The following is a 24,784-nucleotide window of genomic DNA, read 5'->3' as shown; positions in this document are numbered from 1 at the left end:
TCTTCCGGTCTACTCGCCTTGGTTAAATAAAATAGAACGGCTATGGCAATCACTTCATGAAACGGTGACACGCAATCATTGTTGCCAATTTATGTGGCAGCTTATTCGTAATGTGAAAATTTTTTTGGGAAGAGCTTCGTTAACGGCTTGGGAAGAAATGAGAAATATAAGAGTCTCACCATTATGACAAACTATTTAGGTTATGGTCAACATCGTAATCGACTAAAGCAAGATTATCAGTATCAATTTCAAATATCCTGCTTTGTTCAGAGAAAAGCTTAAACAGCTTTTCCTTTTTCCTCGTTTTTATTTGTGCAATTAAATAATTCATTAATCACCACTCAATAAAAGTATAGTTATTAATACGAAGAACCTCATTGATGCTGATACTATCAGGCGTTTTATAGCTGTTCCGGCTAATTAAAAATATCACAGCGCCATGCTTAGTAGTGATATTGTAAAAATTAAAGCCGAATAATAAGAATAGCGGATTAAAATAGAGTGCTTGCGATAAGAAAGTAAAAACAAACAAAATACTGTAAATAAACAGTAATGTTTCCCAATTTCCGACACTTAGCGCTACAAAAAAGTAACCCAGATAGCTGGGTAAGAAGCTGTTATTTGCATATTCAATACTGATAATCTGGCCAGATTCAAAGTTATCTTTACCAAGCCAACGGCTGAGCCGGATGCTCAGCCAAGTAAGGATTATTGGCACCAGTAAATAAGCAATATAAGAGACAGCGTTCGGCAGCCCGACCAAATAGGAACATTTAGCTAAAAAAGTTCCCAAGGTATAGCCTTTCTGAACCAGAAAAATAATAACCAGTAATGATGTAGCATTAAGCGTTAATAGCAACCGAAACACTAAGTTCATTATTTCACCGTTATCTGACTGTTCAATAGCTTATTAGTCGCCACTTATTCTGATTTTTCATCTTGAAAAGATGGAAATTACCTATTGTGACTAAAGGTTCCAAGGCTCAAAACAAAACAGTAACTGACATTACTAAGAGCTTAGCCATTACCGCTCAGAATAGTGATACTCATAAGCTAAATTTTCTTATTATTAACTGAATGAAAAAATCCGGCCTGCTTACGCATAACCGGATTAATAAAGTGTTTAGTTTTGATTTACACGGGTATCAGCCGATCACTCCACCGTCACCGACTTCGCCAAGTTACGTGGCTGATCCACATCTGTACCTTTGATCAAGGCAACGTGGTAAGACAGTAATTGCAGTGGCACGGTATAGAAGATCGGGGCGATCAGTTCTTCTACGTGGGGTAGGGAGATGATCTTCATGTTTTCGCTGTCGCTGAAACCGGCATCCTGATCGGCGAAGACGTACAGCAAACCGCCACGGGCGCGGACTTCTTCGATATTAGATTTCAGTTTTTCCAGCAGTTCGTTGTTTGGTGCAACGATGATAACCGGCATATCCGCATCAATCAGTGCCAGTGGGCCGTGTTTCAGTTCACCGGCTGCGTAGGCTTCTGCATGGATATAAGAGATCTCTTTCAGTTTCAGTGCGCCTTCAACCGCAATCGGGTATTGATCGCCACGACCAAGGAACAGTGCGTGATGTTTTTCTGAGAAATCTTCCGCCAGTGCTTCGATAACTTTATCTTTCGATAACATGCTTTCAATGCGGCTTGGCAGGGCATGCAGGGCATGAACGATATCCTGCTCCAGTTTAGCATCAGCACCTTTCAGGCGCCCCATGTAACCCACCAGCATCAGCAGTACAGTCAACTGAGTAGTAAAGGCTTTGGTAGATGCTACACCGATTTCTGCTCCCGCTTTGGTCATCAGAGCAAAATCAGATTCACGTACCAGTGATGAACCAGCTACGTTACAGATAGTCAGGGAAGTCAGGTAGCCCAGCTCTTTGGATAAACGCAGTGCCGCCAGAGTATCCGCTGTTTCACCGGATTGGGACAGGGTGATCAACAGGCTGTTTTTACGGCGGGCTGGTTTGCGGTAACGGAATTCAGAAGCTATTTCGACATCACACGGAATCCCTGCCAGCGATTCAAACCAGTAGCGTGAAACCATACCGGCATTGAATGAAGTTCCACAGGCAACTATCTGGATATGTTCAACCTGAGACAGTAGTTCTTCTGCATTAGCACCCAGCTCTGACAGATTAACTTCGCCTTGGCTCAAGCGGCCTTCCAGCGTGTTTTTAATTGCCAGTGGCTGTTCGTAAATCTCTTTCTGCATGTAGTGACGGTAAACACCTTTGTCACCAGCATCATACTGAACGTTAGATTCAATTTGTTCGCGCTCAACCGCTTCACCCTGCACATCAAAAATGCGAATGGTGCGGCGGGTGATTTCTGCGATGTCGCCTTCTTCCAGATAGATAAAGCGGCGGGTTACAGGCAGTAATGCCAACTGGTCAGATGCCAGGAAGTTTTCACCAACACCCAGACCAATCACTAATGGGCTGCCGGAACGGGCAGCAACCAGTACTTCTGGCTGGCGGCTGTCCATAATTACGGTGCCATAAGCACCACGCAATTGTGGGATAACACGCTGTACCACATCCAGCAATGAACCACCCTGTTGCTGTTCCCAGTGAACAAGGTGAGCAATGGTTTCAGTATCAGTATCTGAAGAGAAGCCATAACCACGCGCTTTTAACTCTTCACGCAGTTCTTCATGGTTTTCAATAATGCCGTTATGCACAACCGCAATATGTTCAGAAACATGGGGGTGAGCGTTACGTTCGCTTGGTTCTCCGTGCGTCGCCCAACGGGTATGAGCAATACCTGTACCACCAATCACAGGCTGTTTATCAGCTTCATCAGCCAACATCTGTACTTTGCCCAATTCACGTAGGCGAGTCATCTGATTTTCGCTGTCAACGACAGCTATTCCCGCAGAGTCGTAACCACGGTATTCCAGACGGCGAAGACCTTCGATCAATATTTCTGCTATATCACGCTGTGCTACTGCACCAACGATTCCACACATGTATTTTATTCCTAAGCTAGGCAGTAAATGCCCTTTTTATGTCGCACAACCTGATTGTTTCCCGGCTTTGCCGGTTCCCCGAGCTTTGTAGAAATGGGGATTTTATTATGGGTATATCTTATTTTTTCTTAACTGGTCGTTGCCAGTTTTTAATGTGAGTCTGCTTAACACGACTGATAACCAGCTCATTTTCAGCAACATTTTTTGTTACCGTGGTTCCTGCGCCGATAGTTGCACCTTTAGCTACGCTTACAGGGGCTACAAGCTGGCTGTCAGAACCCACAAATACGTCATCACCAATGATGGTCTTAAATTTATTGGCGCCATCATAGTTACAGGTAATGGTTCCTGCACCGATATTTACATTATCACCAATTTCAGAGTCACCAAGATAGGTCAGATGCCCCGCCTTAGAACCTTTGCCAAGGGAGGTTTTTTTCATTTCAACGAAATTGCCAACATGCGCTTTTTCCGCCAGTTTAGACCCCGGACGCAAACGGGCAAAAGGCCCTACAGTACATTCAGCGGCAAGTTCAGAATCTTCTATTACAGTATAAGGGCTGATGACTACGTCATCGCCGATAACGCAATTTTTCAGAATACAGCCAGAGCCGATCTGAACGTTGCTACCCAATACAACATGACCTTCAATGATCACATTGGTATCAATGATGATATCGCGGCCATGCTCTAATGTACCGCGCAGATCAAAACGAGCAGGGTCGAGTAACATTACGCCCGCCAGTAATAATTTATCTGCTTGCTCAGATTGGTAAATGCGTTCCAATGCAGAAAGCTGAAGACGGTTGTTAACCCCTTCCATTTCGCTTAGACGGCTTGGATGAACGGCTTTTATCTGGCGTCCATCCTGATGCGCGAGTGCAATAACGTCAGTCAGGTAATATTCACCCTGTGCATTATTGTTTTCCAGTTTGGATAACCAGTGTTTCAAATCACCACCATTGGCTACCAGAATACCAGTGTTGATTTCGTTGATTTTAAGCTGTTCGTCAGTCGCATCTTTTTGTTCGATGATCCCGGTTACTTCACCATTTTCACGAATAATACGACCATATCCGGTCGGGTTATCCAAAATAGCCGTCAATAAACCAATACCACCTTCCGGTTTAGCTTCAACCAAGCGTTCTAACGTATCCTGAGCAATCAGAGGGACATCACCGTAGAGGATCAGAATATCTTCATCATCGGCAAAGTGCGGAGCAGCCTGCTGCATCGCATGACCCGTGCCTAACTGTTCTGCCTGCAATACCCAGTTCAGATTTTGGTTAGTGTTCTTTTGACCTGAAAGCGTTTGTTTCATCAGGTCGCCGCCATGCCCGTATACCAGATGAACATTTTGAGTGCCCAATGCCATAGCTGTATCAATGACATGCTGAACCATCGGCTTACCTGCCAGTGAGTGCAGAACTTTAGGAAGGTCGGAATACATGCGGGTTCCTTTTCCCGCTGCCAGTATAACAACACTTTTCGCATGGGTTGATTTGGCTATATTTGACTTGGAGATAGCTGCGTTGGGTGTAATAGACATAATAAACCTGACAATTCCAATTTTAAGTATGAAAGTAAACCTGTTTACGAAATAAATTGCTACATATTTCGTAATACAAAAAAGCCAGTTAGATTTACTAACTGGCTTTTTATTTACTGCCTGTTCCCTTTATTTTTCAGGATATCGCTTTTTAGGCTCTGACCTGAAATTTAACGGGATAATCTTACATCAGCTGTTTTGTCAGTTCGATTACACGAAGTTTTGCAATCGCTTTCGACAATTCAGCAGATGCCTGAGCATAATCAACATCGCCGTGGGAATTACGGACATGTTCTTCCGCCTTGCGCTTGGCTTCAAGCACTTTGGCTTCATCCAAATCCTTACCACGGATCGCTGTATCGGCCAGTACGATCACGCCGTTTGGCTGAACTTCCAGAATACCACCTGACAGGTAGATAAACTCTTCTTCGCCAAACTGCTTAACAATACGTATCATGCCCGGTTTTATGGCAGTAAGCAGTGGGGTATGCTGAGGATAAATCCCCAACTCACCTTCACTACCAGTCACCTGAATTTTCTGTACCAGCCCTTCAAACATCAGTTTTTCAGCGCTGACTACATTCAGGGAGAACGTCATTGCAGCCATATCAACCTCCCGTCAGCCGTATTAAAGATTTTTCGCTTTTTCTACAGCTTCTTCGATGGTACCAACCATGTAGAACGCCTGCTCTGGCAGGTGGTCATAATCACCGTTCAGGATGCCTTTGAAGCCACGGATGGTGTCTTTCAGAGAAACGAACTTACCTGGTGAACCGGTAAATACTTCTGCAACGAAGAATGGCTGAGACAGGAAGCGCTGGATCTTACGAGCACGAGCAACAACCAGTTTGTCATCTTCTGACAGTTCATCCATACCCAGAATAGCGATGATGTCTTTCAGTTCCTGATAACGTTGCAGGATAGACTGAACACCGCGAGCCACATCATAGTGCTCCTGACCAACAACGAGTGGATCAAGCTGACGGCTGGTTGAATCCAATGGGTCAACCGCTGGGTAGATACCCAGAGATGCGATCTGACGGCTCAGTACAACGGTTGCATCCAAGTGAGCAAAGGTTGTCGCTGGTGATGGGTCAGTCAAGTCATCCGCAGGTACGTAAACGGCCTGTACGGAGGTGATTGAACCCGTTTTGGTTGAAGTGATACGTTCTTGCAGAACACCCATCTCTTCCGCCAGTGTTGGCTGATAACCTACCGCAGATGGCATACGACCCAACAGTGCCGATACTTCGGTACCTGCCAGGGTATAACGGTAAATGTTATCGACGAACAACAGAACATCACGGCCTTCATCACGGAATTTTTCCGCCATAGTCAGACCGGTCAGAGCAACACGCAGACGGTTTCCTGGTGGCTCATTCATCTGACCGTATACCAGAGATACTTTGTCCAGTACGTTGGAGTCTGTCATTTCATGATAGAAGTCGTTACCTTCACGGGTACGTTCACCTACACCCGCAAATACAGAGTAACCGGAGTGCTCGATCGCGATGTTACGGATCAGCTCCATCATGTTAACGGTTTTACCTACACCCGCACCACCGAACAGACCGACTTTACCACCTTTAGCGAATGGACAAATCAGGTCCATTACTTTAATACCGGTTTCCAGCAGTTCCTGAGAGTTGGATAACTCTTCGTAGCTTGGTGCAGTACGGTGAATTGACCAGCGATCTTGCTCACCAATATCACCTTTCATATCAATCGGTTCACCCAGTACGTTCATGATACGACCCAGAGTCGCTTCACCAACAGGCACTTCAATCGGGTGACCTAAATCAGTCACTTCCAAATTACGGCGCAGACCATCAGAAGTACCCATTGCGATACAGCGAACGATACCGCCGCCTAACTGTTGCTGAACTTCCAGCACCAGTTTTTCTTCACCGTTTTTAACCTCAAGGGCATCGTATACTTTTGGTACGCTGTCCTGAGGGAATTCGACGTCCACCACGGCGCCGATTACCTGGATAATCTTTCCAGTAGCCATCTTGAATCCTCTACGTAATTCGTAAACCTAGCTGTTAAACCGCAGCCGCACCCGAAACGATTTCGGTGAGTTCCTGAGTAATGCTGGCCTGACGAGCTTTGTTGTAAACCAACTGCAACTCTTTGATCAGGTTGCCACCGTTATCAGTCGCGGCTTTCATCGCTACCATTCGTGCGGCCTGCTCACTAGCCAGGTTTTCAACGACGCCCTGATAAACTTGTGATTCTATATAGCGGCGCAGCAATGTATCCAGCAGCGCTCTAGGATCAGGTTCATACAGATAATCCCAGGACTTCTTCTTCAGTGTTTCATCATCTCCGGCTGGCAGAGGCAATAACTGAGTGATAGTCGGAACCTGAGACATTGTATTGTTGAACTTGTTTGTCACTATATACAGTTTATCCAGACGCCCTTCGTCATATGCTTGCATCATGACGCTGACTGGCCCGATCAACTCGGACAATGATGGGTTATCTCCCATCCCTGTTGCCTGTGCAACAATGTTGCCACCAACAGAAGTAAAGAAAGAAACCGCTTTTGACCCAATAAGAGCCAAATCAACCTGGACTTTTTTATCAGACCAGTCTTTCATTTCTATCAGCAATTTTTTGAACAAGTTAATGTTCAAACCGCCACATAAACCACGGTCAGTCGAAACTACCACGTACCCGACGCGTTTAACTTCACGCTCTTCAAGGTATGGGTGTTTGTACTCCAGATTACCTAACGCAAGGTGTCCAATCACGCTGCGAATGGTCTCTGCATAAGGACGGCTGGCCGCCATGCGATCCTGCGTTTTACGCATTTTGGACGCGGCGACCATTTCCATCGCTTTAGTGATTTTCTGCGTGTTTTGCACACTGGCGATTTTGGTACGTATCTCTTTTGCGCCGGCCATTTCTGCTTCTCCGAATTCAACCAGACGGCCCGTTTTTTTCATTTAACAGAATCAAACAGGGCCGAATAGTGTTACCAGGACTGAGTCGCCTTGAAGGAATCCAACAGAGCTTTCAGCTTCGCTTCGATCTCTTTGTTGTAATCACCAGACTGGTCAATCTCTTTCAGAAGATCAGCATGTTCATGGCTGGCGTACGCCAACAGCGCAGATTCGAAACTGACTACTTTCGCAATTTCGACATCTTCCAGATAACCACGCTCAGCAGCAAACAGAGACAGAGCCTGTTGTGCAATAGACATTGGCTGATACTGTTTCTGTTTCAGCAGCTCAGTGACTTTTTGGCCGTGATCCAACTGCTTACGAGTTGCGTCATCCAAGTCAGATGCAAACTGGGAGAATGCCGCCAGTTCGCGGTACTGAGCCAGAGCAGTACGGATACCACCAGACAGTTTCTTGATAATCTTAGTCTGAGCAGCACCACCTACACGGGATACGGAAATCCCCGGGTTAACCGCCGGACGAATACCTGCGTTGAACAGAGCAGATTCAAGGAAGATCTGACCATCAGTAATGGAGATAACGTTTGTCGGTACGAATGCAGAAACGTCACCAGCCTGAGTTTCGATGATTGGCAGGGCGGTCAAAGAACCGGTTTGGCCTTTCACTTCGCCATTGGTGAACTTTTCAACATACTCAGCATTAACACGCGCTGCACGCTCCAACAGACGGGAGTGCAGATAGAAAACGTCACCAGGGAATGCTTCACGTCCAGGCGGACGACGCAGCAACAGAGAAACCTGACGGTAAGCAACAGCCTGTTTAGACAGGTCATCATAAACAATCAGGGCATCTTCACCACGATCACGGAAATATTCACCCATCGCACAGCCAGAATATGGTGCCAGATATTGCAGGGCAGCAGATTCAGAAGCAGATGCAACAACAACGATGGTGTTTTTCAGTGCGTCATGCTCTTCCAGTTTACGAACTACGTTAGCAATAGTAGAGGCTTTCTGACCAATCGCTACGTAAATACATTTGATACCGGAATCACGTTGGTTGATGATCGCATCAATCGCCAGAGCAGTTTTACCTGTCTGACGGTCACCGATAACCAGCTCACGCTGACCACGGCCGATTGGGATCATGGCATCAACAGATTTGTAACCTGTCTGGACAGGCTGGTCAACGGATTGACGATCAATAACGCCCGGAGCAATCACTTCAACTGGTGAGAAACCATCATGCTCAACAGCGCCTTTACCGTCGATTGGTTCACCCAGTGTGTTAACAACACGACCCAGCAAACCACGACCAACAGGTACTTCCAAAATACGGCCAGTACATTTGACTTTCATGCCTTCGGCTAAGTCAGCATACGGACCCATAACAACTGCACCAACGGAGTCTCGCTCCAGGTTCAGTGCAATCGCGTAACGATTGCCAGGCAGTGCGATCATCTCACCCTGCATGACATCGGCTAAACCGTGGACACGAATGATACCGTCGTTAACGGAAACAATCGTACCTTCATTGTGAGCTTCGCTCACCACATTGAACTGAGCAATACGCTGTTTGATCAGTTCGCTGATTTCGGTGGAATTCAGTTGCATATGCTCCAGTCCCCTTAAGACTGCAAGACGTCTGTTAAACGATCCAGACGACCACGAATACTGCCATCGATCACCATGTCACCCGCACGGATAACCACGCCGGCAATAACAGACTTGTCAATTTTGCAATTCAGCTTCACTTTGCGTGACAGACGTTTTTCCATCGCCGCAGAAATTTTAGCCTGCTGCTGCTCATTCAGTTCGGACGCAGATATCACTTCAACATCAATTGTTGATTCCAGTGATGCACGCAATTGGATAAATTGCAGGAAGACTTCTGGCAATACCAGCAAGCGACCATTTTCTGCCATGACACGAATAAAGTTACGAGCATGCTCATCTACCTGCTCACCACAGAGGGTGATAAAGGTATTGGCTAACGTTTCCGGTGCTAATGAACCGGAAAGCAGCTCACCAACCTGCTCATTGCGGGTTACCTCAGCAACGAACGCCAGCATATTCTGCCAGTGTTCGAGAGATTGGTGTTCCACAGCAAAGTCAAAAGCTGCTTTGGCGTAGGGGCGAGCTACCGTAGCAAATTCAGACATGCCCCTCCCTCCTTACAGTTCAGCGACCAGTTTATCAACGATGTCGCTGTTAGCAGCTTCATCCACGGAACGTTCGATGATCTTCTCGGCACCTGCGATAGCCAACAGCGCAACCTGTTTACGTAGCTCTTCACGAACACGCTTACTCTCAGCTTCAACTTCAGCATGAGCCTGCGCTACAATTTTGCTACGTTCGAGCTCAGCTTCCGCTCTTGCATCATCAATAATCTGGGCTTTTTGTTTATTAGCCTGTTCGATGATAGCGTGTGCATCTGCTTTCGCTTTTTTCAGTTGGTCGGTCGCATTGGCTTGCGCTAAGTCCAGGTTCTTTTTAGCACGCTCTGCAGAAGACAAACCGTCAGCAATCTCTTTCTGACGTTTTTCAATGGCCGCCATGATGGGTGGCCATACATACTTCATACAGAACAAAACAAACAGGACAAAAGCGACGGCCTGGCCGAGGATTGTTGCGTTAATATTCACGGCACAATACCTCTATTTCAATTAATGAATTGGCGTAATTTTCAGTTCTGTTCGTTACTTAGTGCCAACGGCGAACATCATATACAAGCCCAGACCCACAGCGATCATCGGGATGGCGTCAACCAGACCCATAACGATAAAGAACTGAGTACGCAGCAGAGGGATCAGATCAGGCTGACGAGCCGCACCTTCCAAGAATTTGCCCCCGAGGATGCCGATACCAATCGCAGCACCAATAGCAGCCAAACCCATCAGAATAGCAGCAGCGATATACAATAGATCCTGTTCCATGACAATCTCCAGTTTGTTTCAGTTAAAACACAATGATTGATAAAAATTAATGTTCTTCAGATGCCATCGACAGATAAACAATCGTCAGAACCATGAAAATAAAGGCTTGTAACGTAATGATCAGTATGTGGAAAATCGCCCATGGTAAACTGAGCATCCATTGTGACCATACCGGTAAGAGAGCCGCAATAAGAATAAAGATCAGTTCGCCGGCATACATATTACCAAACAGTCGCAGACCGAGTGATATAGGTTTAGACAGCAAGCTAACCCCTTCCAGAATTAAGTTAATTGGAATAAACAATGGATGATTGAAAGGCTGTAACCCCAGCTCCTTCGCAAAACCCCCGATTCCTTTCATCTTAATGCTATAGAATAGGATAAGAACAAAGACGCCGAGCGCCATCGACATAGTGACACTGACATCTGCTGTTGGAACAATACGCAGAGCAGGCAGGCCGAAGACATGTTCACCGATCCAAGGAATGAAATCGATTGGCAGCAAATCCAATGCGTTCATTAAAAACACCCAGACGAACACAGTCAAAGCCAGAGGGGCAATCACTTTGCTCTTTCCGTGATACATATCACGTACGGTGTTATCAACGAAACCGATAATCATTTCTATTGCAGTCTGGAATTTCCCCGGTACGCCAGAAGTGGCATTAACCGCAACCTTCCTGAATACAAACAGAAACAACATCCCTAATACGACGGAGAAAAAAAGCGAGTCAATGTTCAACGTCCAGAACGTCGCTTCATAGCCACTAGCGCTGGGATTGACCAACTCAAAGGTACGCAAGTCTAACTGAAGGTGTCTCAGGTGATGACTTATGTACTCTGAAGTTGAAACTTCTCCTGATGCAGACATGATGCTTTTTACCCTTTTGTTGTTAAAAACACTAACCGTTCATTACGGCAGGTGCGATGATCTGCACAATCAGCACCGCTAAATAGGCCACACCAAGTGGTGCAAATGCCGCCTTGAACACCCCTAAGGCAACTATCAGCACAGCTATCGAAATGATAACTTTCACCCCTTCACCAATAGCGAAGAACCATGCAATGCGTACAGGAGCTCCCTCTTCTTTTGCCTTTTGAAAATGGGTGAGCAGCATAAAAATGACATTTGGCAGCCAAAATGCCAACCCACCGGCAAAAGCAGAAACGCCCCATTCAATACTTCTGGTACAAAAAGCCGCACTGAGAATAACAAAAGTCATTAACTGCAAAAGTAACAGTTTCAGTGCAATTTTACCTCTATAAAGGGATACAGACATGACTTTTGTTTTCTCCCTGAAGTACACCATTACATATAGGCTTTGCCGAATGCTGTATAAAACTGTCTTTGCTTAAAAGTGTCAAGTGACAAAAACGTGCAAATTATACGGGCAGACGAAATGAATTCAATCCATAAGTAGCGAAAAAGTGAATAATAATTTAAATTTCTAACTTTGATGCCAGATTGCTCACAAATACCATTTAGTATTTTGTAACGTTTAATCTATCGACTTAAAAAACAAACGTGATACATATCACACTCAATAAAAACATTAATAGCATTTATCATTAAATTTATGATGGTAGCCTTTTATCTTTTCTATATAAAATCAACTAATTAATATTATAGCTATTAGGTTTTATTCGATATATCGCCAAAAAATCTTAAAGGTTTATTTTAAACACTTTCTCTAAAATGTATTTATAAAGAAAATGGGTGTCTCTTCTTAGAAAGAACAATTTAATCAATATAAAATGAAGGTTATCTTTCTGTGATCTATTGGTAAATAAATATGAAAAGATGGGGAAAGATAATTAGTAACGTCAGTAACAATATAACTGTGGCTGACGTCACTAATTATTTAAGCTTTTATTGATAAACAACAAAATCTGTTTTACTTAAGTATGACCAAATGACGCTGCCCTTCTTGTTCGGGTACCTGAAGCGGGATCACTGCATCAAGGCTAACCCCCGAGGGTAACTGAGTCAGTTCCTCTTCCGGTAGTAGGCCTTTCAGCGCATAAAAGCGTCCATTAGTGGCGTTAGGGAGATGGTGGCACCATGACAACATATCCTGCAAAGATGCAAAAGCTCTGCTGATCACTCCGTCAAAAAGCACTTCGGGAGTGAACTCTTCAACCCTGCTCTGAACTGGCTCAATGTTAGTAAGCCCTAACTCATGTTGAACTTGGCGTAGAAAACGAACCCGTTTTCCCAAACTATCCAGTAGGGTGAAATGCGAGTCAGGTCGTACAATCGCCAATGGAATGCCCGGTAAGCCAGGCCCAGTTCCAACGTCAATAAAACGCGTTCCCTGAAGGAATGGGTTAACAACGATGCTATCCATAACATGACGAATCAGCATTTGTTCCGGATCACGAACAGATGTCAGGTTGTAAGCCTTGTTCCATTTGTTGAGCATATCAACGTAGGCAACAAGCTGCTGTTTTTGCTCAGGTGATAAAATAATGTCTGTCTTCGCTAACAGAGATTCCAATTTGTTAAACAAAACTTTGTCCTCTTAGGCACTACGACGCAATAAACCCTGTTTTTTCAGCCATACCAGCAAGATGGAAATCGCTGCTGGTGTAATGCCAGAAATACGTGAAGCCTGACCAATGGTACTTGGTTTATGGTCATTCAGTTTTGCAACAACTTCATTGGAAAGCCCGCTGACTTGTTTGTAATCAAGGTCAACAGGTAATGCTGTGTTTTCGTTACGTAGCTGTTTTTCGATTTCTTCCAGCTGACGGGCAATATAACCTTCGTATTTAACCTGGATCTCAACTTGATCTGCTGCCTGAGGCTCTGTCAGCCCCGGAGAAAAACGTGGCATTGATGTCAGTAATTCATAGTTCATTTCCGGACGACGGAGCAAATCTTCACCATTAGCTTCTTTCGATAATGGTGTTTTCAGTACGTTGTTAATCTCATCCAGACTATCGGAGTGGGGATGAACCCAGATATTACTCAGACGCTGACGTTCCTGCTCGATCATTTCAACTTTGCGGGAGTAATGTTCCCAACGCAGATCATCAACTAATCCTAGTTCACGACCTTGTTCTGTCAAACGTAGATCTGCATTGTCTTCACGTAACATCAAACGATATTCTGCACGTGATGTGAACATCCGGTAAGGTTCTTTTGTTCCCAGAGTGCATAGGTCATCAACCAACACGCCGATATAGGCCTGATCACGACGAGGGAACCAACCTTCTTCATCGGTAGCATAACGAGCAGCATTTAAACCTGCCAGTAACCCTTGAGCTGCTGCTTCTTCGTAACCGGTTGTGCCATTGATCTGACCAGCAAAGAACAGGCCGTTGATAAATTTGCTTTCCAGTGTCTGTTTTAAATCACGTGGATCGAAGAAGTCATATTCGATCGCGTAACCCGGACGGATAATACGTGCATTTTCCATCCCTTTCATGGAGTGAACTATCTGCATTTGTACGTCAAACGGCAGACTAGTTGAAATTCCATTGGGATAAATTTCGTTACTGGTAAGCCCTTCTGGCTCAAGGAAGATCTGATGCGCATTACGATCGGCAAAACGCATCACTTTATCTTCGATAGAAGGGCAGTAGCGTGGACCGATCCCTTCGATGATCCCCGCATACATAGGGCTGCGATCTAGATTATTGCGGATCACTTCATGGGTTTTTTCGTTGGTATGAGTGATATAACACGGGATCTGTTGTGGATGTTGAGTCCTGTTTCCCATGAAAGAAAATACTGGTGTCGGGTTATCACCAAACTGCTGTTCAAGTTGGCTGAAATCAATGGTTCTGGCGTCAATACGAGGAGGTGTACCTGTTTTCAGGCGAGAAACACGTAAAGGCAGCTCGCGTAAACGATGCGATAAAGCGATCGCCGGAGGATCACCAGCACGTCCGCCACTGTAATTTTCCAAGCCGATATGAATTTTTCCATCCAGGAAAGTGCCTACTGTCAGGACTACAGATTTTGCTCTGAATTTCAGTCCCATACGTGTAATAACACCGGCAACAGAGCCATTTTCAACAATGAGATCTTCAACTGATTGTTGGAAGATCATTAAGTTAGGTTGGTTTTCCAGTGCTGTTCTTACAGCTTGTCGATACAGTACACGATCAGCTTGTGCACGTGTTGCACGAACAGCAGGGCCTTTACTGGCATTAAGTGTTCTGAACTGAATACCTGCCAGATCAGTTGCTTTTGCCATCAGACCGCCAAGTGCATCGATCTCTTTTACCAGATGCCCTTTACCGATCCCACCAATGGCTGGATTACATGACATCTGGCCCAAAGTATCAATATTGTGAGTCAGTAATAAGGTTTGACGCCCCATACGTGCGGCTGCCATTGCTGCTTCAGTACCAGCGTGACCACCGCCGATAATGATGACGTCAAAATGCTCTGGATAAAACATGTGCGAACCTTCAATTGTAAGAATGCTTAGTTTGCATTGGGGAGAGAATTCTACTCAAGTTTGGTCGTTAGACCAAGTAGGAGTGATCGTCATTATTTAAAATAAGATCTTTTTATTTAAAGATCTCTTTATTAGATCTTTTATTAGGATCGCGATCATCTGTGGATAAGTGGATTTTCCATAGAAAGATCATGATACTGAAAAGGATCATTTGCTGTGAATGATCCGTGATCCAACTCAGTATAAGCTGGGATCTAAATGGCAACTTATACACAGCCATCAGATTTTAGCTCGGTTGTTAAATGGATAACTACGGGTTAACCCCTGCTTTTTAGCAAAGTTATCCACAGTTGATCGCTATTTTTTTAATCTGATCAGAGTAACTTTGCCCACTCTTTGACCCATTTTTCTGCTGGATCTTCCGGAATTTCGTGTTGCAGGATGTCTATCTCCAGTCGATCGCCGATCCTTTTTGCCTGGTGATCTTCTAATAATTGTTCCAATGATCTTATCGCTCCACAAAACGTATCGTATTCAGAACTGCCAATCCCGACTGCACCAAATGTAACAAGATTGAGATCTGGTTTCTGTTGTGCGATCTCATCAGCGAGAGGCTGGAGGTTTTCAGGTAAATCACCTGCCCCATGTGTTGATGTGACTACAAGCCATAGCCCGTTCAGAGGTAAATCATCCAATGAAGGGCCATGCAGTATTTCTGTTGAAAACCCCAGATTATCTAAGATCTCTGCCATATGCTCAGCAACGTACTCAGCGCTGCCCATTGTGCTACCGCTGATTAAAGTTATCGTGCTCATCATGATCCTTGCTAAATTTAAAGAGCAACTATTGTACGTTGTGAGTCTGTCGGGATCTACCTGTGGATAATATGGTTATGGTCTTTTCAGGGTTAGGGTTTTATGGTCCTCATGATCGGGTTTTGCAGGGAGATCAATGTTTCCGTTGACTGAATTTCGTCAATAGTCTGGATCTTGTTGATAAGTACATCCTGAAGAGATTCGATAGAACGGCACATTACTTTGATAAAAATACTGTAATGCCCCGTGGTGTAATAAACTTCAACAACTTCATTCAGCATATCCAGCTTTTGTAATGCTGCTGGATAGTCCTTCGCACTTTTCAGGATGATGCCAATAAAGCAGCACACGTCAAACCCGAGTTGTTTGGCACTAATATCAACCCGAGTGCCGGAAATAATTCCCGCTTGCTTCATTTTTTCTACACGGACATGGATCGTGCCCGGGCTGACTGCGAATTTTTTGGCTAGTTCAGCATAAGGTGTACGTGCGTTATCCATTAAAGCATGCAGTATGTCACGGTCTAAATTATCGATCTGATAAATTTCTGCCATTTTCAATCCCTATTTTTGAATGATATTCATTTTTATAGTATAAAAATTATTGTTTATCTGTATTAGTGTATATTTTTATTATCAGATATTGAATTTGTACTCCATTTTGTTGCTTAATATATATCAACAGGACACAGGGTCACTAAAAAATTTAGAGAGCAGCATCATGAAAACATCCTTTATTGAAAAACAGCAGCAGATTAGTTTTGTAAAATCTTACTTTTCACGCTTGCTAGAGAAACAACTTGGTTTAATCGAAGTACAGGGACCTATTCTGAGCCGTCTGGGTGATGGCACGCAGGATAACCTGTCAGGTCACGAAAAAGCGGTACAGGTGAAGGTTAAGACATTGCCTGATGCAACGTTTGAAGTGGTGCATTCTCTGGCTAAATGGAAGCGTAAGACACTAGGTCGCTTTGGTTTTCAGGCAGAACAAGGACTGTATACTCATATGAAAGCCCTGCGTCCTGATGAGGATCGCCTGACTCCTATCCATTCAGTTTTTGTTGATCAGTGGGATTGGGAAAAAGTAGTAGGCGAAGGTTGCCGTTCACTCGACTATTTAAAACAGACAGTAGGTAAAATCTACGAAGCGATAAAAGAAACACAACAAGCAGTGACGAAGGAGTTTGGTCTGGCACCGTTCCTGCCAGATCAAATTCACTTCATTCACAGTGAAGAGCTTCTTAAACGTTACCCGGATCTGGATGCCAAAGGTCGTGAGCGTGAGGCTGCAAAAGAGTTTGGTGCTATTTTCCTGATGGGAATCGGCGGTAAGCTGTCTGATGGTCAGGCACATGATGTTCGTGCACCGGACTATGACGACTGGACGACACCAAACAGTGATGGTTTCCTTGGTCTGAACGGCGACATTATCGTCTGGAACCCTGTTTTGCAGGATGCTTTTGAAATTTCCTCAATGGGCATCCGTGTTGATGCGGAAGCTCTGGAGCGCCAGCTTGCGCTGTCCGGTGATGAAGAGCGTTTGCAGTATGACTGGCACCAGTCTCTTCTTAAAGGTGAGATGCCACAGTCTATTGGTGGTGGTATCGGTCAGTCTCGTTTAGTCATGCTATTGCTGCAAATGCCACACATTGGTCAGGTTCAGTGTGGTGTTTGGTCACCAGAAGTGATTGAGTCTGTTGAAGGTGTCCTGTAATTCTGTTTTTTGAAAGGATTAAGTTTTCAGTGTTGCCATTTTCGCAGTAAACGGCTTGTAATTCCGGTATCAAAGCGCCAGATATAATCGAATATTCGCATGATACCGGGTTTTCCGTAGTTGGACAGAGAGACCGCATGGAAGCGGTGTTGTTGGTGCTGTTGCAGGTTTTGTATCTGATGGATTAGATCGTCCGGTAAACGCTGGGCAATGAAATCTGAAATGACAACAGCATCAGCATCTTTCCAGATACATTCTTCCATTTTTCTTATTACTGTTTTCAGACAGAAAGCCAGATCAGTTCCTCCTCTGAATGTTTGTCCCAGAAAATTCACTGCTTGAGTCAGTCCATTCTGCGATGTTAAGTCATAATGAATAATATCTTTGGAAAACAGCATAATATGGCACTGTCGGTTATCAGCCAGAGCGATACGCATTAAGGCCAGGCAAAATGCTTTGGCACAACGTTCGTTGAATCCTCCCATAGAACCGGAAGTATCCACGCAGACAATAAATGGCCCTCTGGGTTGCTTTTCACTGTTATGATGAACAGCCGGTTTTAAAGTAGTTTTTGCCTGTTGGTTATTTCCCTGTAAGCTATAAGTCAGTAGTTTTTTTTCTGCTAATCGACGATAAAATTCGTATTCCAGCTCTTCAATACCCAGAATAGCGAGTTCTGTAGGCAGAATTCTCAGAATGTCATCACTTTGTCGAAGCCCGCTGACCTGCTCCGGCACTGTATCGGGAATGTATTCAATCTGTGTGAATGGCTCCAGAATAGTACTGTCTTTAGGTAATGACTTAGCGGTTTGGCTGCGGCCCAGTAATTGAGCCAGTTGTTCCAGCTCGGGTTGTTGTCTGAGAAACTCAGAACATTGAGTCAGTAGCGATATTTTATGTTCTGTCAGATGAAGCTGCCCTTTGCTCATATCCCATAAGCATCCAGCAGCTTGATCATTTTCACTGAATATAGGAACAAGATGACTCGTTATCACTAATTGTTTCTGGATCTTTGCCAGCAACAGTTGCTTTTCTTGTTCCAATAATATGTTGTGAATTGCTGTTGTTTGTAGGATCAAACATGCGCGCCAGCGTTGAATAAATAACGAGTGTCCAGCTTGGCTGCCCCAAGATAAGTGTTTATATAATCTGTCAGCATCATCAGAGAAAGGTGATTGAATTTGTTTTATTTCTTCAATGAGTTGAGGGAATTTCTGATAAAAATCAGTAGACTTCAATGTTGATGTTTGTTGGTATAATTTAAATTCTTCGGCCAGAGGTGTAGAAATAACGGCTTCTTTGATCTGTTGCTGCAATGTTTGTCTCCAACCGGGGATCTCTTTCATTACAGATTGTTTTATCTTGGGAAATGTTTTAAAGAGAGCGATCAGTTGCGGAGTGTTTAATAGTGTTAAGATAACTTCCTCGATCAGCTCACTTTCACTTATGGCGAGTAAAAGATCGAGTGTCGGTAGCGTAAGCATGTCATCACCTCATTTTTTCCCTCAACTCCTGCAATTTTTCGCTTAATAGGGAAAAACTTTGTTCAATATTAGCCAGCCAATGTGTCCCGATAAATAAACAAGGCTGGTGCTGGCTGAATAACTGGTGCTGGTGTTGAATTTTATCACCAATGCACAGTAGTTTTTCATTCCACTGTGTTTGCTCTTTTTCTGAAATTATCTGGTTTTGTTCAGATAAGCATTTTTGTTCAAATAGACACAACACAGCACTATTTCGGCTGATATCAAGAACTTCAATTTGATTTTTTTCGTTGATTTCGAAAGAAATTTTTTGTGGAAAACCAATTCCATTTAACCGGACAGATAAGGTGTTACTGCATTTTTTAAGTGACTTTTCCAGATTGCATTTATCTATTTCGATAAAATTAACGGTAAAATCATGCAAGATTAATGAAGATGACAGAAATAACGTCAGCTTTTCGTCAGGTATGTTTTCAGGAAGCAAATAGTGAGTGTGGCGACTAAAAAATGATGCTTTCGTGGTTAGCTGTAAGGGGGAATGGTGATTTTCATCCTGTTTGGCTTTCATCCACTGTTGGTATAACTCTTCTATTTTGTGCATTAAAGAGCACTGTTGATAAGTTTGTTCTGTTAATAAATTATGCAGGAGTTGAGGGATAAGTTTTAACGTATTCAGATCGTGCCACAGACAGTCTTTTAATAACACGAGATCTAACGGAGATATAGAATCCCTTCCACTGAAAAAAGCACTGGCCTGTAGCAAACGGATAGACTTTTTCCACCGGCGATCCGATATGTGGGAAGTGTTTTCCGTAGCATTAATTTGTTGACGCAGCTGATAGATCCACTCGAAAATAGGGATCGGGAGAGGAATATGACTAATTTTATCCTGCCATTTTTCAAACTCTTCATTAGTAATTTGAAAATGATCGGGGATGGGGTTGGTATTTTCATTGCTGTGATCTATGAGTAACGCATGAAAACTTTTCTTTTCCTGAATATTATCCAGCCAGAGGCGGATCAGGATGCGGTCATAAAGAGCTTCCAGACCATCATTGGTATCAGGCAGTTCATTAGAAGCAGTAATTAACAACTTCATTGGTAATTGTTCTTCCTGATTACCATTTCTGAATTTTTTTTCATTTATTGCTGTAAGCAGCGTATTTAAAATAGCAGGCCCTGCTTTCCAGATTTCATCTAAAAAAACAATTTCTGCTTCTGGTAAATACCCTTCCGTAAGGCGCTGGTAACGCCCTTCATCCTTTAGTGCCTGAATAGAAAGGGGGCCGAAAATTTCTTCGGGAGTGGAAAAGCGAGTCATCAGATATTCAAAGTTACTGGCATTCTGAAAAGCAAATTTTATCCGACGTGCGATAAGGCTCTTGGCAATGCCCGGAGGCCCGAGAAGAAAAACACTTTCTCCACATAAAGCAGCCAGCAGACAAAGCCTAATAGCCTGACGTCTTTCATACAGCCCATTTTCCAGATACTGACTTAGCCGGGATATCTTCTCAACCAATTGCATATCGTGAACACCACAGTTTGAATAATCACCTTCATTTATTTATAGGTAAAATGCGTTCTATGCAAAGGTTTTGATGAGTATTTGTTGAAATTTTGTTGTGTGTGAAAAATACACCTAAAAAATCGATTCAGCTTAACTTATTAAATAATTTTAGTTTTTTGTTGGATATACACACCAAGTAAACGTTTTAATGTTGATCACATTTTCATCTTAATCATGTTGTTTTTGATATGGCTCTTAATATGATTGGTTGTTAGCGAAACGTTTCGCTGATGGGATCTATATAATAAATGAAAAAAGGTGCTTTATTAAGTTCTGATATTTCTGCGGTCATTTCTCGTTTAGGGCATACAGATCAGATTGTGATTAGTGATGCAGGCTTGCCAATACCCAGCTCTACTCAGAGAATAGATTTAGCGTTAACCCAGGGAATACCTGATTTATTATCTGTATTAGAAGTGGTTGTTCAGGAGTTACAAGTCGAAGCCGCCATTTTGGCGATTCTTGTAGGAGAGATAACTAAAAGAAGAAAAAATGAATGCTACTATTTCAGCTGAATTGGAATTAGTTATCAAAGAATAATCATTGCTATGATGCGGTTATCTGCTCTGGTTGCGACATTTTTATTAAATAGAAATTATTGAATGGGAATAAATGTGATGAGAATGGGAAAACTGACAGTGATGGGAAGTATCAATGTTGATCATATCTTGAACCTAAAATCATTTCCGCAGCCGGGAGAAACCGTGCAGGGAACAGAGTATCAGGTGGCATTTGGAGGAAAAGGGGCAAATCAGGCGGTTGCTGCTGGTCGTTGCGGTGCTGACATTACATTTATTGCTTGTGTTGGTCAGGATGAGGTTGGGGAAAGTGTTCGTCAACAATTGGTGAAAGATAATATCAACATCTCCGCCATTGACGCTATCACAGGGGAAACAACTGGCGTAGCACTGATCTTTGTCAATCAGCTGGGAGAAAATGTTATTGGTATTAGTGCCGGAGCAAATGGTGCGCTTACACCAACATATCTTCATCGTCATGAGCAAGTGATTAAAGATGCAGATGCATTATTACTACAGCTTGAAATTCCATTAGATACAGTGCAATTTGCTGCTGAAGTTGCAAAAAAATACGATACCAAAGTGATCCTGAATCCTGCACCAGCTCAATATATTTCAGATCAGCTACTTTCTCTGGTGGATATCATCACTCCAAATGAGACAGAAGCAGAGTATCTGACAGGAGTTTCAGTAATAAATGATGCCGGAGCAGAAAAAGCTGCACAATTACTACATAATAAAGGTATCGAAACGGTAATTATAACGCTGGGAAGTCGTGGGGTATGGCATAGTGAAAAAGGTAAACAAGGAAAAGTTGTACCCGGTTTTCAGGTCAAAGCCATCGATACTATTGCGGCAGGTGATACATTTAATGGTGCTTTGGTAACAGGGTTATTAGAAGGCAAAGAAATTTTATCGGCGATTCGTTTTGCTCATGCAGCGGCAGCAATAGCTGTGACTCGTCGTGGTGCACAGCCTTCTATCCCGTGGAGAAGTGAAATTGATACATTTTTGGTTGAACAGGATTAAACTGTGGCGACCATGAAGGATGTAGCTCGCCTTGCGGGTGTGTCGACATCGACAGTTTCTCATGTAGTTAACAATAACCGTTATGTCAGTGAGGGTGTGAAAAAGAGAGTTAATGCTGCCATTCAGGAGTTAAATTATACCCCTTCTGTACTTTCGTCATTAGCAAGAGATTTGAAAACTAAACAAACCAAAACCATTGGTATGTTGGTGACAACCAGTGATAACTCATTTTATTTTGAGGTTGTCAGAGGAGTTGAAAGGAGTTGTTACGAGCGAGGTTATAGCTTAATCCTATGTAACACTGAGGGTGACTCAGTACGGTTAACCCGAAATATGGAAACATTGCTGCAAAAGCGGGTTGATGGTTTATTGATCATGTGTTCTGAACATCAATCTATATCTAAGGATTTTTTACTGCGATATCCACTCGTACCTATTGTTACAATGGACTGGTCTCCCTTTGATGCCTCCAGTGATGTTATTAAAGATAACTCACTGATAGGAGGAGAGCTGGCAACAAATTATCTAATCAATAAGGGATTTCGTAAAATAGCCTGTATTGCTGGTCCGCAGGATAAAACACCGGCTAAGCAGCGTTTATATGGATATCGAAAAGCAATGAAAAATGCTCGGCTTGAAATTCCTGATGGTTACGAAATTTATAGCAATTTTGAATTTTCTGGTGGTTTTTCATCGATGAAACAATTACTGCAATTGCCGGAGCCACCGGAAGCAGTATTTGTTAGCAATGATGCTATGGCAATCGGTGTTTATCAGGCTTTATATCAAGCCGGAGTTTCTATTCCTGAAGATATATCTGTTATTGGTTATGATGATATTGCTATAGCTTCCTATTTGACGCCTCCACTAACGACCATCCATCAGCCAAAAGATGAATTAGGTAAATTAGCCATCGATATGTTGCTTTACCGAATGGATAACCCAGATAGTAAGCCAAAACAATTAGTACTAACACCAGAGCTTATTGAAAGAGGATCGGTGCGCAAGCATAGATGACATCATTTCTTCTCTCGCTTTTTCTTGACCAAGTTTATTCCATCTTTTTTCTTTAATAGTAGAAAGATAAAAGCAGAAACCAGGGTAAGGATACCCATAGTAAGAAAGGTATAGTGAAAGTGATCTATCGTAGAACCATAACTTGTTGCTTCATAAAACCGTAGGATTGCTGCACTGACTGTGACACCTAAACTGATGGATAATTGCTGAGCCACAGCCAGCAGGCTATTCCCGGCACTTGCATTATTATCGTTCAGATCACCAAGAGTTATTGTGTTTATCGCTGTAAATTGGGTAGACATAACCATCCCCAATATAAATAGAGGAATAACCAAAAACGCGAGTGATCGTTCAGGTGATTGCAGTGAAAACTGAGCAATCATGAGACTAATAATGATGGTGACCCAGAATAGGGTATTTTTGTATCCAAATAGGGACAGTATCCGCGTGACAAAAGATTTGGCTAGAATAGCACCAATGGCGTTAGGAGCCATCATAATGCCCGCAATAATAGCTGAGTAACCAAAACCTACCTGTAGCATCAGCGGAATAAGAAAAGAAAGTGATCCTGTGCTTAAACGCGTCACAATATTACTGCCGATACCAACCGAGAATGTCCGGGTTTTAAATAAATTAAGACTGATAAGTGGATTGGGATGTTTTGTAGCATAAAAACAATATCCAGATAACATAATGATACCGGAAGCAAGTACGGCTGCTGGAACGTAATTTGATAACGAACCGTTACCGAATAAATCCAGACTGACTGAAATCATCACTAAGCCTGAACTGAACATCACGAAGCCCGCAAAGTCAAAAGGGTTTTTTGGCATGGTAAAATTGGGCATATGTTTACTGGCGTAAATAATTCCCAGTAAACCGATAGGAATATTGATAATGAATATCCAGTGCCATGTTGCATAAGTTACTAATACTCCACCAAGCAGCGGCCCTAAAATAGGGCCAAGCAATCCGGGCATAGTGACAAAGTTCAGAACAGAGAGTAATTCGCTGCGTGGATAAGCCCGTAATAAAGCCAAGCGAGCAACGGGCATCATCATCGCGCCACCGATCCCCTGTATAACGCGTGACATTACCAAAAAAGAAAGTGAACTGGATAATGCGCAGGCAAGAGACCCTAAAGAAAATAAAGACACGGCATAAATGAAAACCCGCCGGGTACCAAACCTATCTGCTAACCAACCACTGACTGGAATCAACATCGCGACAGTTAAGGTGTAACTGACAATCGCTGGCTGCATGGCTAATGGAGAGTGGTTTAGACTTTTTGCAATTGCCGGAAGTGCAGTATTCAGGATTGTTGCATCCAGAGATTGCATAAAAAAAGCCATTGCTGCAATCCAAGGCAATCCGGACATGCTGCGCGCAGATTTAACCATTAGATGTCCCGTAAGGTTGTAATGATGATTATTTAGTAACTAAGTATCATTTTAATGCATAAAAATACACCCAGCAGATTTCTAGTTTTACCGCATGAATTTTAAAGTTGCTGTAGATATCATCAATTATTGGATGGAAAATGAACTTTTTTGTTAATTTTGTTGAAAAAAAGCACGAACGGAAAAAAATGCAAAAAAACTATTGTCAGCGCCGGAAAACTCCCTATAATGCGCCACCACTGACCGACGCTGAGCTGAGACACGCCGCCGAGGACAGCGGGAAAAAAGCGAAAATAAACGCTTGACTCCCGAGGCGAAAAGCGTAAGATACGCAGCCTCGCAACACGGAAGAGACTTCCGGTTGCCACCGCTCTTTAACAATTTATCAGACAATCTGTGTGGGCACTCGCAAGACCCTATCGACATGCCGAAAGGCAAAAAAGATTAAAGTCT

At 43.3% G+C, this 24,784-nt stretch carries 23 protein-coding genes and 2 pseudogenes; 6 read left to right on the top strand and 19 right to left on the bottom strand.

What is annotated here, in order from left to right:
- Window positions 1-187, top strand: a pseudogene (locus Xinn_RS16135) (IS630 family transposase); the annotation flags it as partial.
- Between the two features lie 147 nt (window positions 188-334).
- On the opposite strand, the gene Xinn_RS16130 reads toward Xinn_RS16135, so the two are convergent.
- The 16 genes from Xinn_RS16130 to asnC all read right to left on the bottom strand — a co-directional run bounded on the left by Xinn_RS16130 (window position 335) and on the right by asnC (window position 16,157).
- Window positions 335-877: a hypothetical protein gene (locus Xinn_RS16130; protein ID WP_186435652.1), complete on the bottom strand. Its 543-nt coding sequence runs from the start codon at window positions 875-877 to the stop codon at window positions 335-337.
- 276 nt (window positions 878-1,153) lie between these two features.
- Window positions 1,154-2,983, bottom strand: a complete 1,830-nt coding sequence (gene glmS / locus Xinn_RS16125; protein ID WP_086954834.1) for a glutamine--fructose-6-phosphate transaminase (isomerizing) — start codon at window positions 2,981-2,983, stop codon at window positions 1,154-1,156.
- A 118-nt stretch (window positions 2,984-3,101) separates the two neighbouring features.
- Complete coding sequence (gene glmU / locus Xinn_RS16120; RefSeq protein WP_169923594.1) at window positions 3,102-4,532, bottom strand: bifunctional UDP-N-acetylglucosamine diphosphorylase/glucosamine-1-phosphate N-acetyltransferase GlmU; 1,431 nt, start codon at window positions 4,530-4,532, stop codon at window positions 3,102-3,104.
- Between the two features lie 184 nt (window positions 4,533-4,716).
- The gene (locus Xinn_RS16115) at window positions 4,717-5,139 is read right to left on the bottom strand and encodes a F0F1 ATP synthase subunit epsilon (RefSeq protein WP_086954833.1); all 423 of its coding nucleotides are present in this window, start codon (window positions 5,137-5,139) and stop codon (window positions 4,717-4,719) included.
- A gap of 21 nt (window positions 5,140-5,160) precedes the next feature.
- Complete coding sequence (gene atpD, locus Xinn_RS16110; protein WP_086954832.1) at window positions 5,161-6,543, bottom strand: F0F1 ATP synthase subunit beta; 1,383 nt, start codon at window positions 6,541-6,543, stop codon at window positions 5,161-5,163.
- 34 nt (window positions 6,544-6,577) lie between these two features.
- Entirely contained in the window at window positions 6,578-7,441 is an 864-nt protein-coding gene (gene atpG / locus Xinn_RS16105; RefSeq protein WP_086956542.1) for a F0F1 ATP synthase subunit gamma, read from the bottom strand.
- Between the two features lie 71 nt (window positions 7,442-7,512).
- Window positions 7,513-9,054 carry a F0F1 ATP synthase subunit alpha gene (atpA, locus tag Xinn_RS16100; protein ID WP_086954831.1) on the bottom strand — a complete coding sequence of 514 codons (1,542 nt, stop codon included), beginning with the start codon at window positions 9,052-9,054 and terminating at the stop codon, window positions 7,513-7,515.
- Between the two features lie 14 nt (window positions 9,055-9,068).
- A complete protein-coding gene (atpH, locus tag Xinn_RS16095) occupies window positions 9,069-9,602 on the bottom strand; it encodes a F0F1 ATP synthase subunit delta (RefSeq protein ID WP_086954830.1) in 534 nt (177 codons plus the stop codon).
- A 12-nt stretch (window positions 9,603-9,614) separates the two neighbouring features.
- Window positions 9,615-10,085, bottom strand: a complete 471-nt coding sequence (atpF, locus tag Xinn_RS16090; RefSeq protein ID WP_086954829.1) for a F0F1 ATP synthase subunit B — start codon at window positions 10,083-10,085, stop codon at window positions 9,615-9,617.
- A 54-nt stretch (window positions 10,086-10,139) separates the two neighbouring features.
- Window positions 10,140-10,376 carry a F0F1 ATP synthase subunit C gene (gene atpE / locus Xinn_RS16085; RefSeq protein ID WP_086954828.1) on the bottom strand — a complete coding sequence of 79 codons (237 nt, stop codon included), beginning with the start codon at window positions 10,374-10,376 and terminating at the stop codon, window positions 10,140-10,142.
- 46 nt (window positions 10,377-10,422) lie between these two features.
- Window positions 10,423-11,247 (bottom strand): F0F1 ATP synthase subunit A, encoded by an 825-nt coding sequence (atpB, locus tag Xinn_RS16080; RefSeq protein ID WP_086954827.1) that lies wholly within the window; start codon window positions 11,245-11,247, stop codon window positions 10,423-10,425.
- Window positions 11,248-11,278: 31 nt separating this feature from the next.
- A complete protein-coding gene (gene atpI, locus Xinn_RS16075; RefSeq protein WP_086954826.1) occupies window positions 11,279-11,656 on the bottom strand; it encodes a F0F1 ATP synthase subunit I in 378 nt (125 codons plus the stop codon).
- Window positions 11,657-12,271: 615 nt separating this feature from the next.
- Window positions 12,272-12,886, bottom strand: coding sequence for a 16S rRNA (guanine(527)-N(7))-methyltransferase RsmG (rsmG, locus tag Xinn_RS16070; RefSeq protein WP_086954825.1), 615 nt, complete (start codon window positions 12,884-12,886; stop codon window positions 12,272-12,274).
- A 12-nt stretch (window positions 12,887-12,898) separates the two neighbouring features.
- Entirely contained in the window at window positions 12,899-14,788 is a 1,890-nt protein-coding gene (mnmG, locus tag Xinn_RS16065; protein ID WP_086954824.1) for a tRNA uridine-5-carboxymethylaminomethyl(34) synthesis enzyme MnmG, read from the bottom strand.
- A gap of 374 nt (window positions 14,789-15,162) precedes the next feature.
- Window positions 15,163-15,603 carry an FMN-binding protein MioC gene (gene mioC / locus Xinn_RS16060; RefSeq protein WP_086954823.1) on the bottom strand — a complete coding sequence of 147 codons (441 nt, stop codon included), beginning with the start codon at window positions 15,601-15,603 and terminating at the stop codon, window positions 15,163-15,165.
- Window positions 15,604-15,695: 92 nt separating this feature from the next.
- Window positions 15,696-16,157: a transcriptional regulator AsnC gene (gene asnC / locus Xinn_RS16055; RefSeq protein ID WP_086954822.1), complete on the bottom strand. Its 462-nt coding sequence runs from the start codon at window positions 16,155-16,157 to the stop codon at window positions 15,696-15,698.
- A 166-nt stretch (window positions 16,158-16,323) separates the two neighbouring features.
- Between asnC and asnA the strand changes: the two genes are divergently transcribed.
- Window positions 16,324-17,316 carry an aspartate--ammonia ligase gene (gene asnA / locus Xinn_RS16050; RefSeq protein ID WP_086954821.1) on the top strand — a complete coding sequence of 331 codons (993 nt, stop codon included), beginning with the start codon at window positions 16,324-16,326 and terminating at the stop codon, window positions 17,314-17,316.
- Window positions 17,317-17,342: 26 nt separating this feature from the next.
- On the opposite strand, the gene viaA is transcribed toward asnA, so the two are convergent.
- Both viaA and ravA read right to left on the bottom strand, forming a co-directional pair.
- A complete protein-coding gene (gene viaA, locus Xinn_RS16045; RefSeq protein WP_086954820.1) occupies window positions 17,343-18,800 on the bottom strand; it encodes an ATPase RavA stimulator ViaA in 1,458 nt (485 codons plus the stop codon).
- Between the two features lie 4 nt (window positions 18,801-18,804).
- On the bottom strand, window positions 18,805-20,325 hold the full coding sequence (gene ravA, locus Xinn_RS16040) for an ATPase RavA (protein WP_086954819.1): 1,521 nt from the start codon (window positions 20,323-20,325) through the stop codon (window positions 18,805-18,807).
- A 290-nt stretch (window positions 20,326-20,615) separates the two neighbouring features.
- On the opposite strand from ravA, the pseudogene rbsD reads away from it, so the two are divergent.
- The 3 genes and pseudogenes from rbsD to rbsR all read left to right on the top strand — a co-directional run.
- A pseudogene (gene rbsD / locus Xinn_RS16035) lies at window positions 20,616-20,825 on the top strand (D-ribose pyranase); the annotation flags it as partial.
- Between the two features lie 159 nt (window positions 20,826-20,984).
- The gene (gene rbsK, locus Xinn_RS16030) at window positions 20,985-21,914 is read left to right on the top strand and encodes a ribokinase (RefSeq protein ID WP_086954817.1); all 930 of its coding nucleotides are present in this window, start codon (window positions 20,985-20,987) and stop codon (window positions 21,912-21,914) included.
- A gap of 3 nt (window positions 21,915-21,917) precedes the next feature.
- Window positions 21,918-22,931: a ribose operon transcriptional repressor RbsR gene (gene rbsR, locus Xinn_RS16025; RefSeq protein ID WP_086954816.1), complete on the top strand. Its 1,014-nt coding sequence runs from the start codon at window positions 21,918-21,920 to the stop codon at window positions 22,929-22,931.
- A 2-nt stretch (window positions 22,932-22,933) separates the two neighbouring features.
- On the opposite strand, the gene mdtD is transcribed toward rbsR, so the two are convergent.
- Window positions 22,934-24,331, bottom strand: coding sequence for a multidrug transporter subunit MdtD (gene mdtD, locus Xinn_RS16020; protein WP_086954815.1), 1,398 nt, complete (start codon window positions 24,329-24,331; stop codon window positions 22,934-22,936).
- A 140-nt stretch (window positions 24,332-24,471) separates the two neighbouring features.
- Here mdtD and Xinn_RS22075 point away from each other — a divergent pair, with 140 nt between their 5' ends.
- Window positions 24,472-24,636, top strand: a complete 165-nt coding sequence (locus Xinn_RS22075) for a hypothetical protein (RefSeq protein WP_169923593.1) — start codon at window positions 24,472-24,474, stop codon at window positions 24,634-24,636.
- Window positions 24,637-24,784 lie beyond the last annotated feature (148 nt).

Origin of the sequence: Xenorhabdus innexi (assembly GCF_002632485.1) — a bacterium.
Classification (GTDB): domain Bacteria; phylum Pseudomonadota; class Gammaproteobacteria; order Enterobacterales; family Enterobacteriaceae; genus Xenorhabdus; species Xenorhabdus innexi.
The sequence above is the reverse complement of the archived record's forward strand: the minus strand, read 5'-3'. Positions and strand labels throughout refer to the sequence as shown.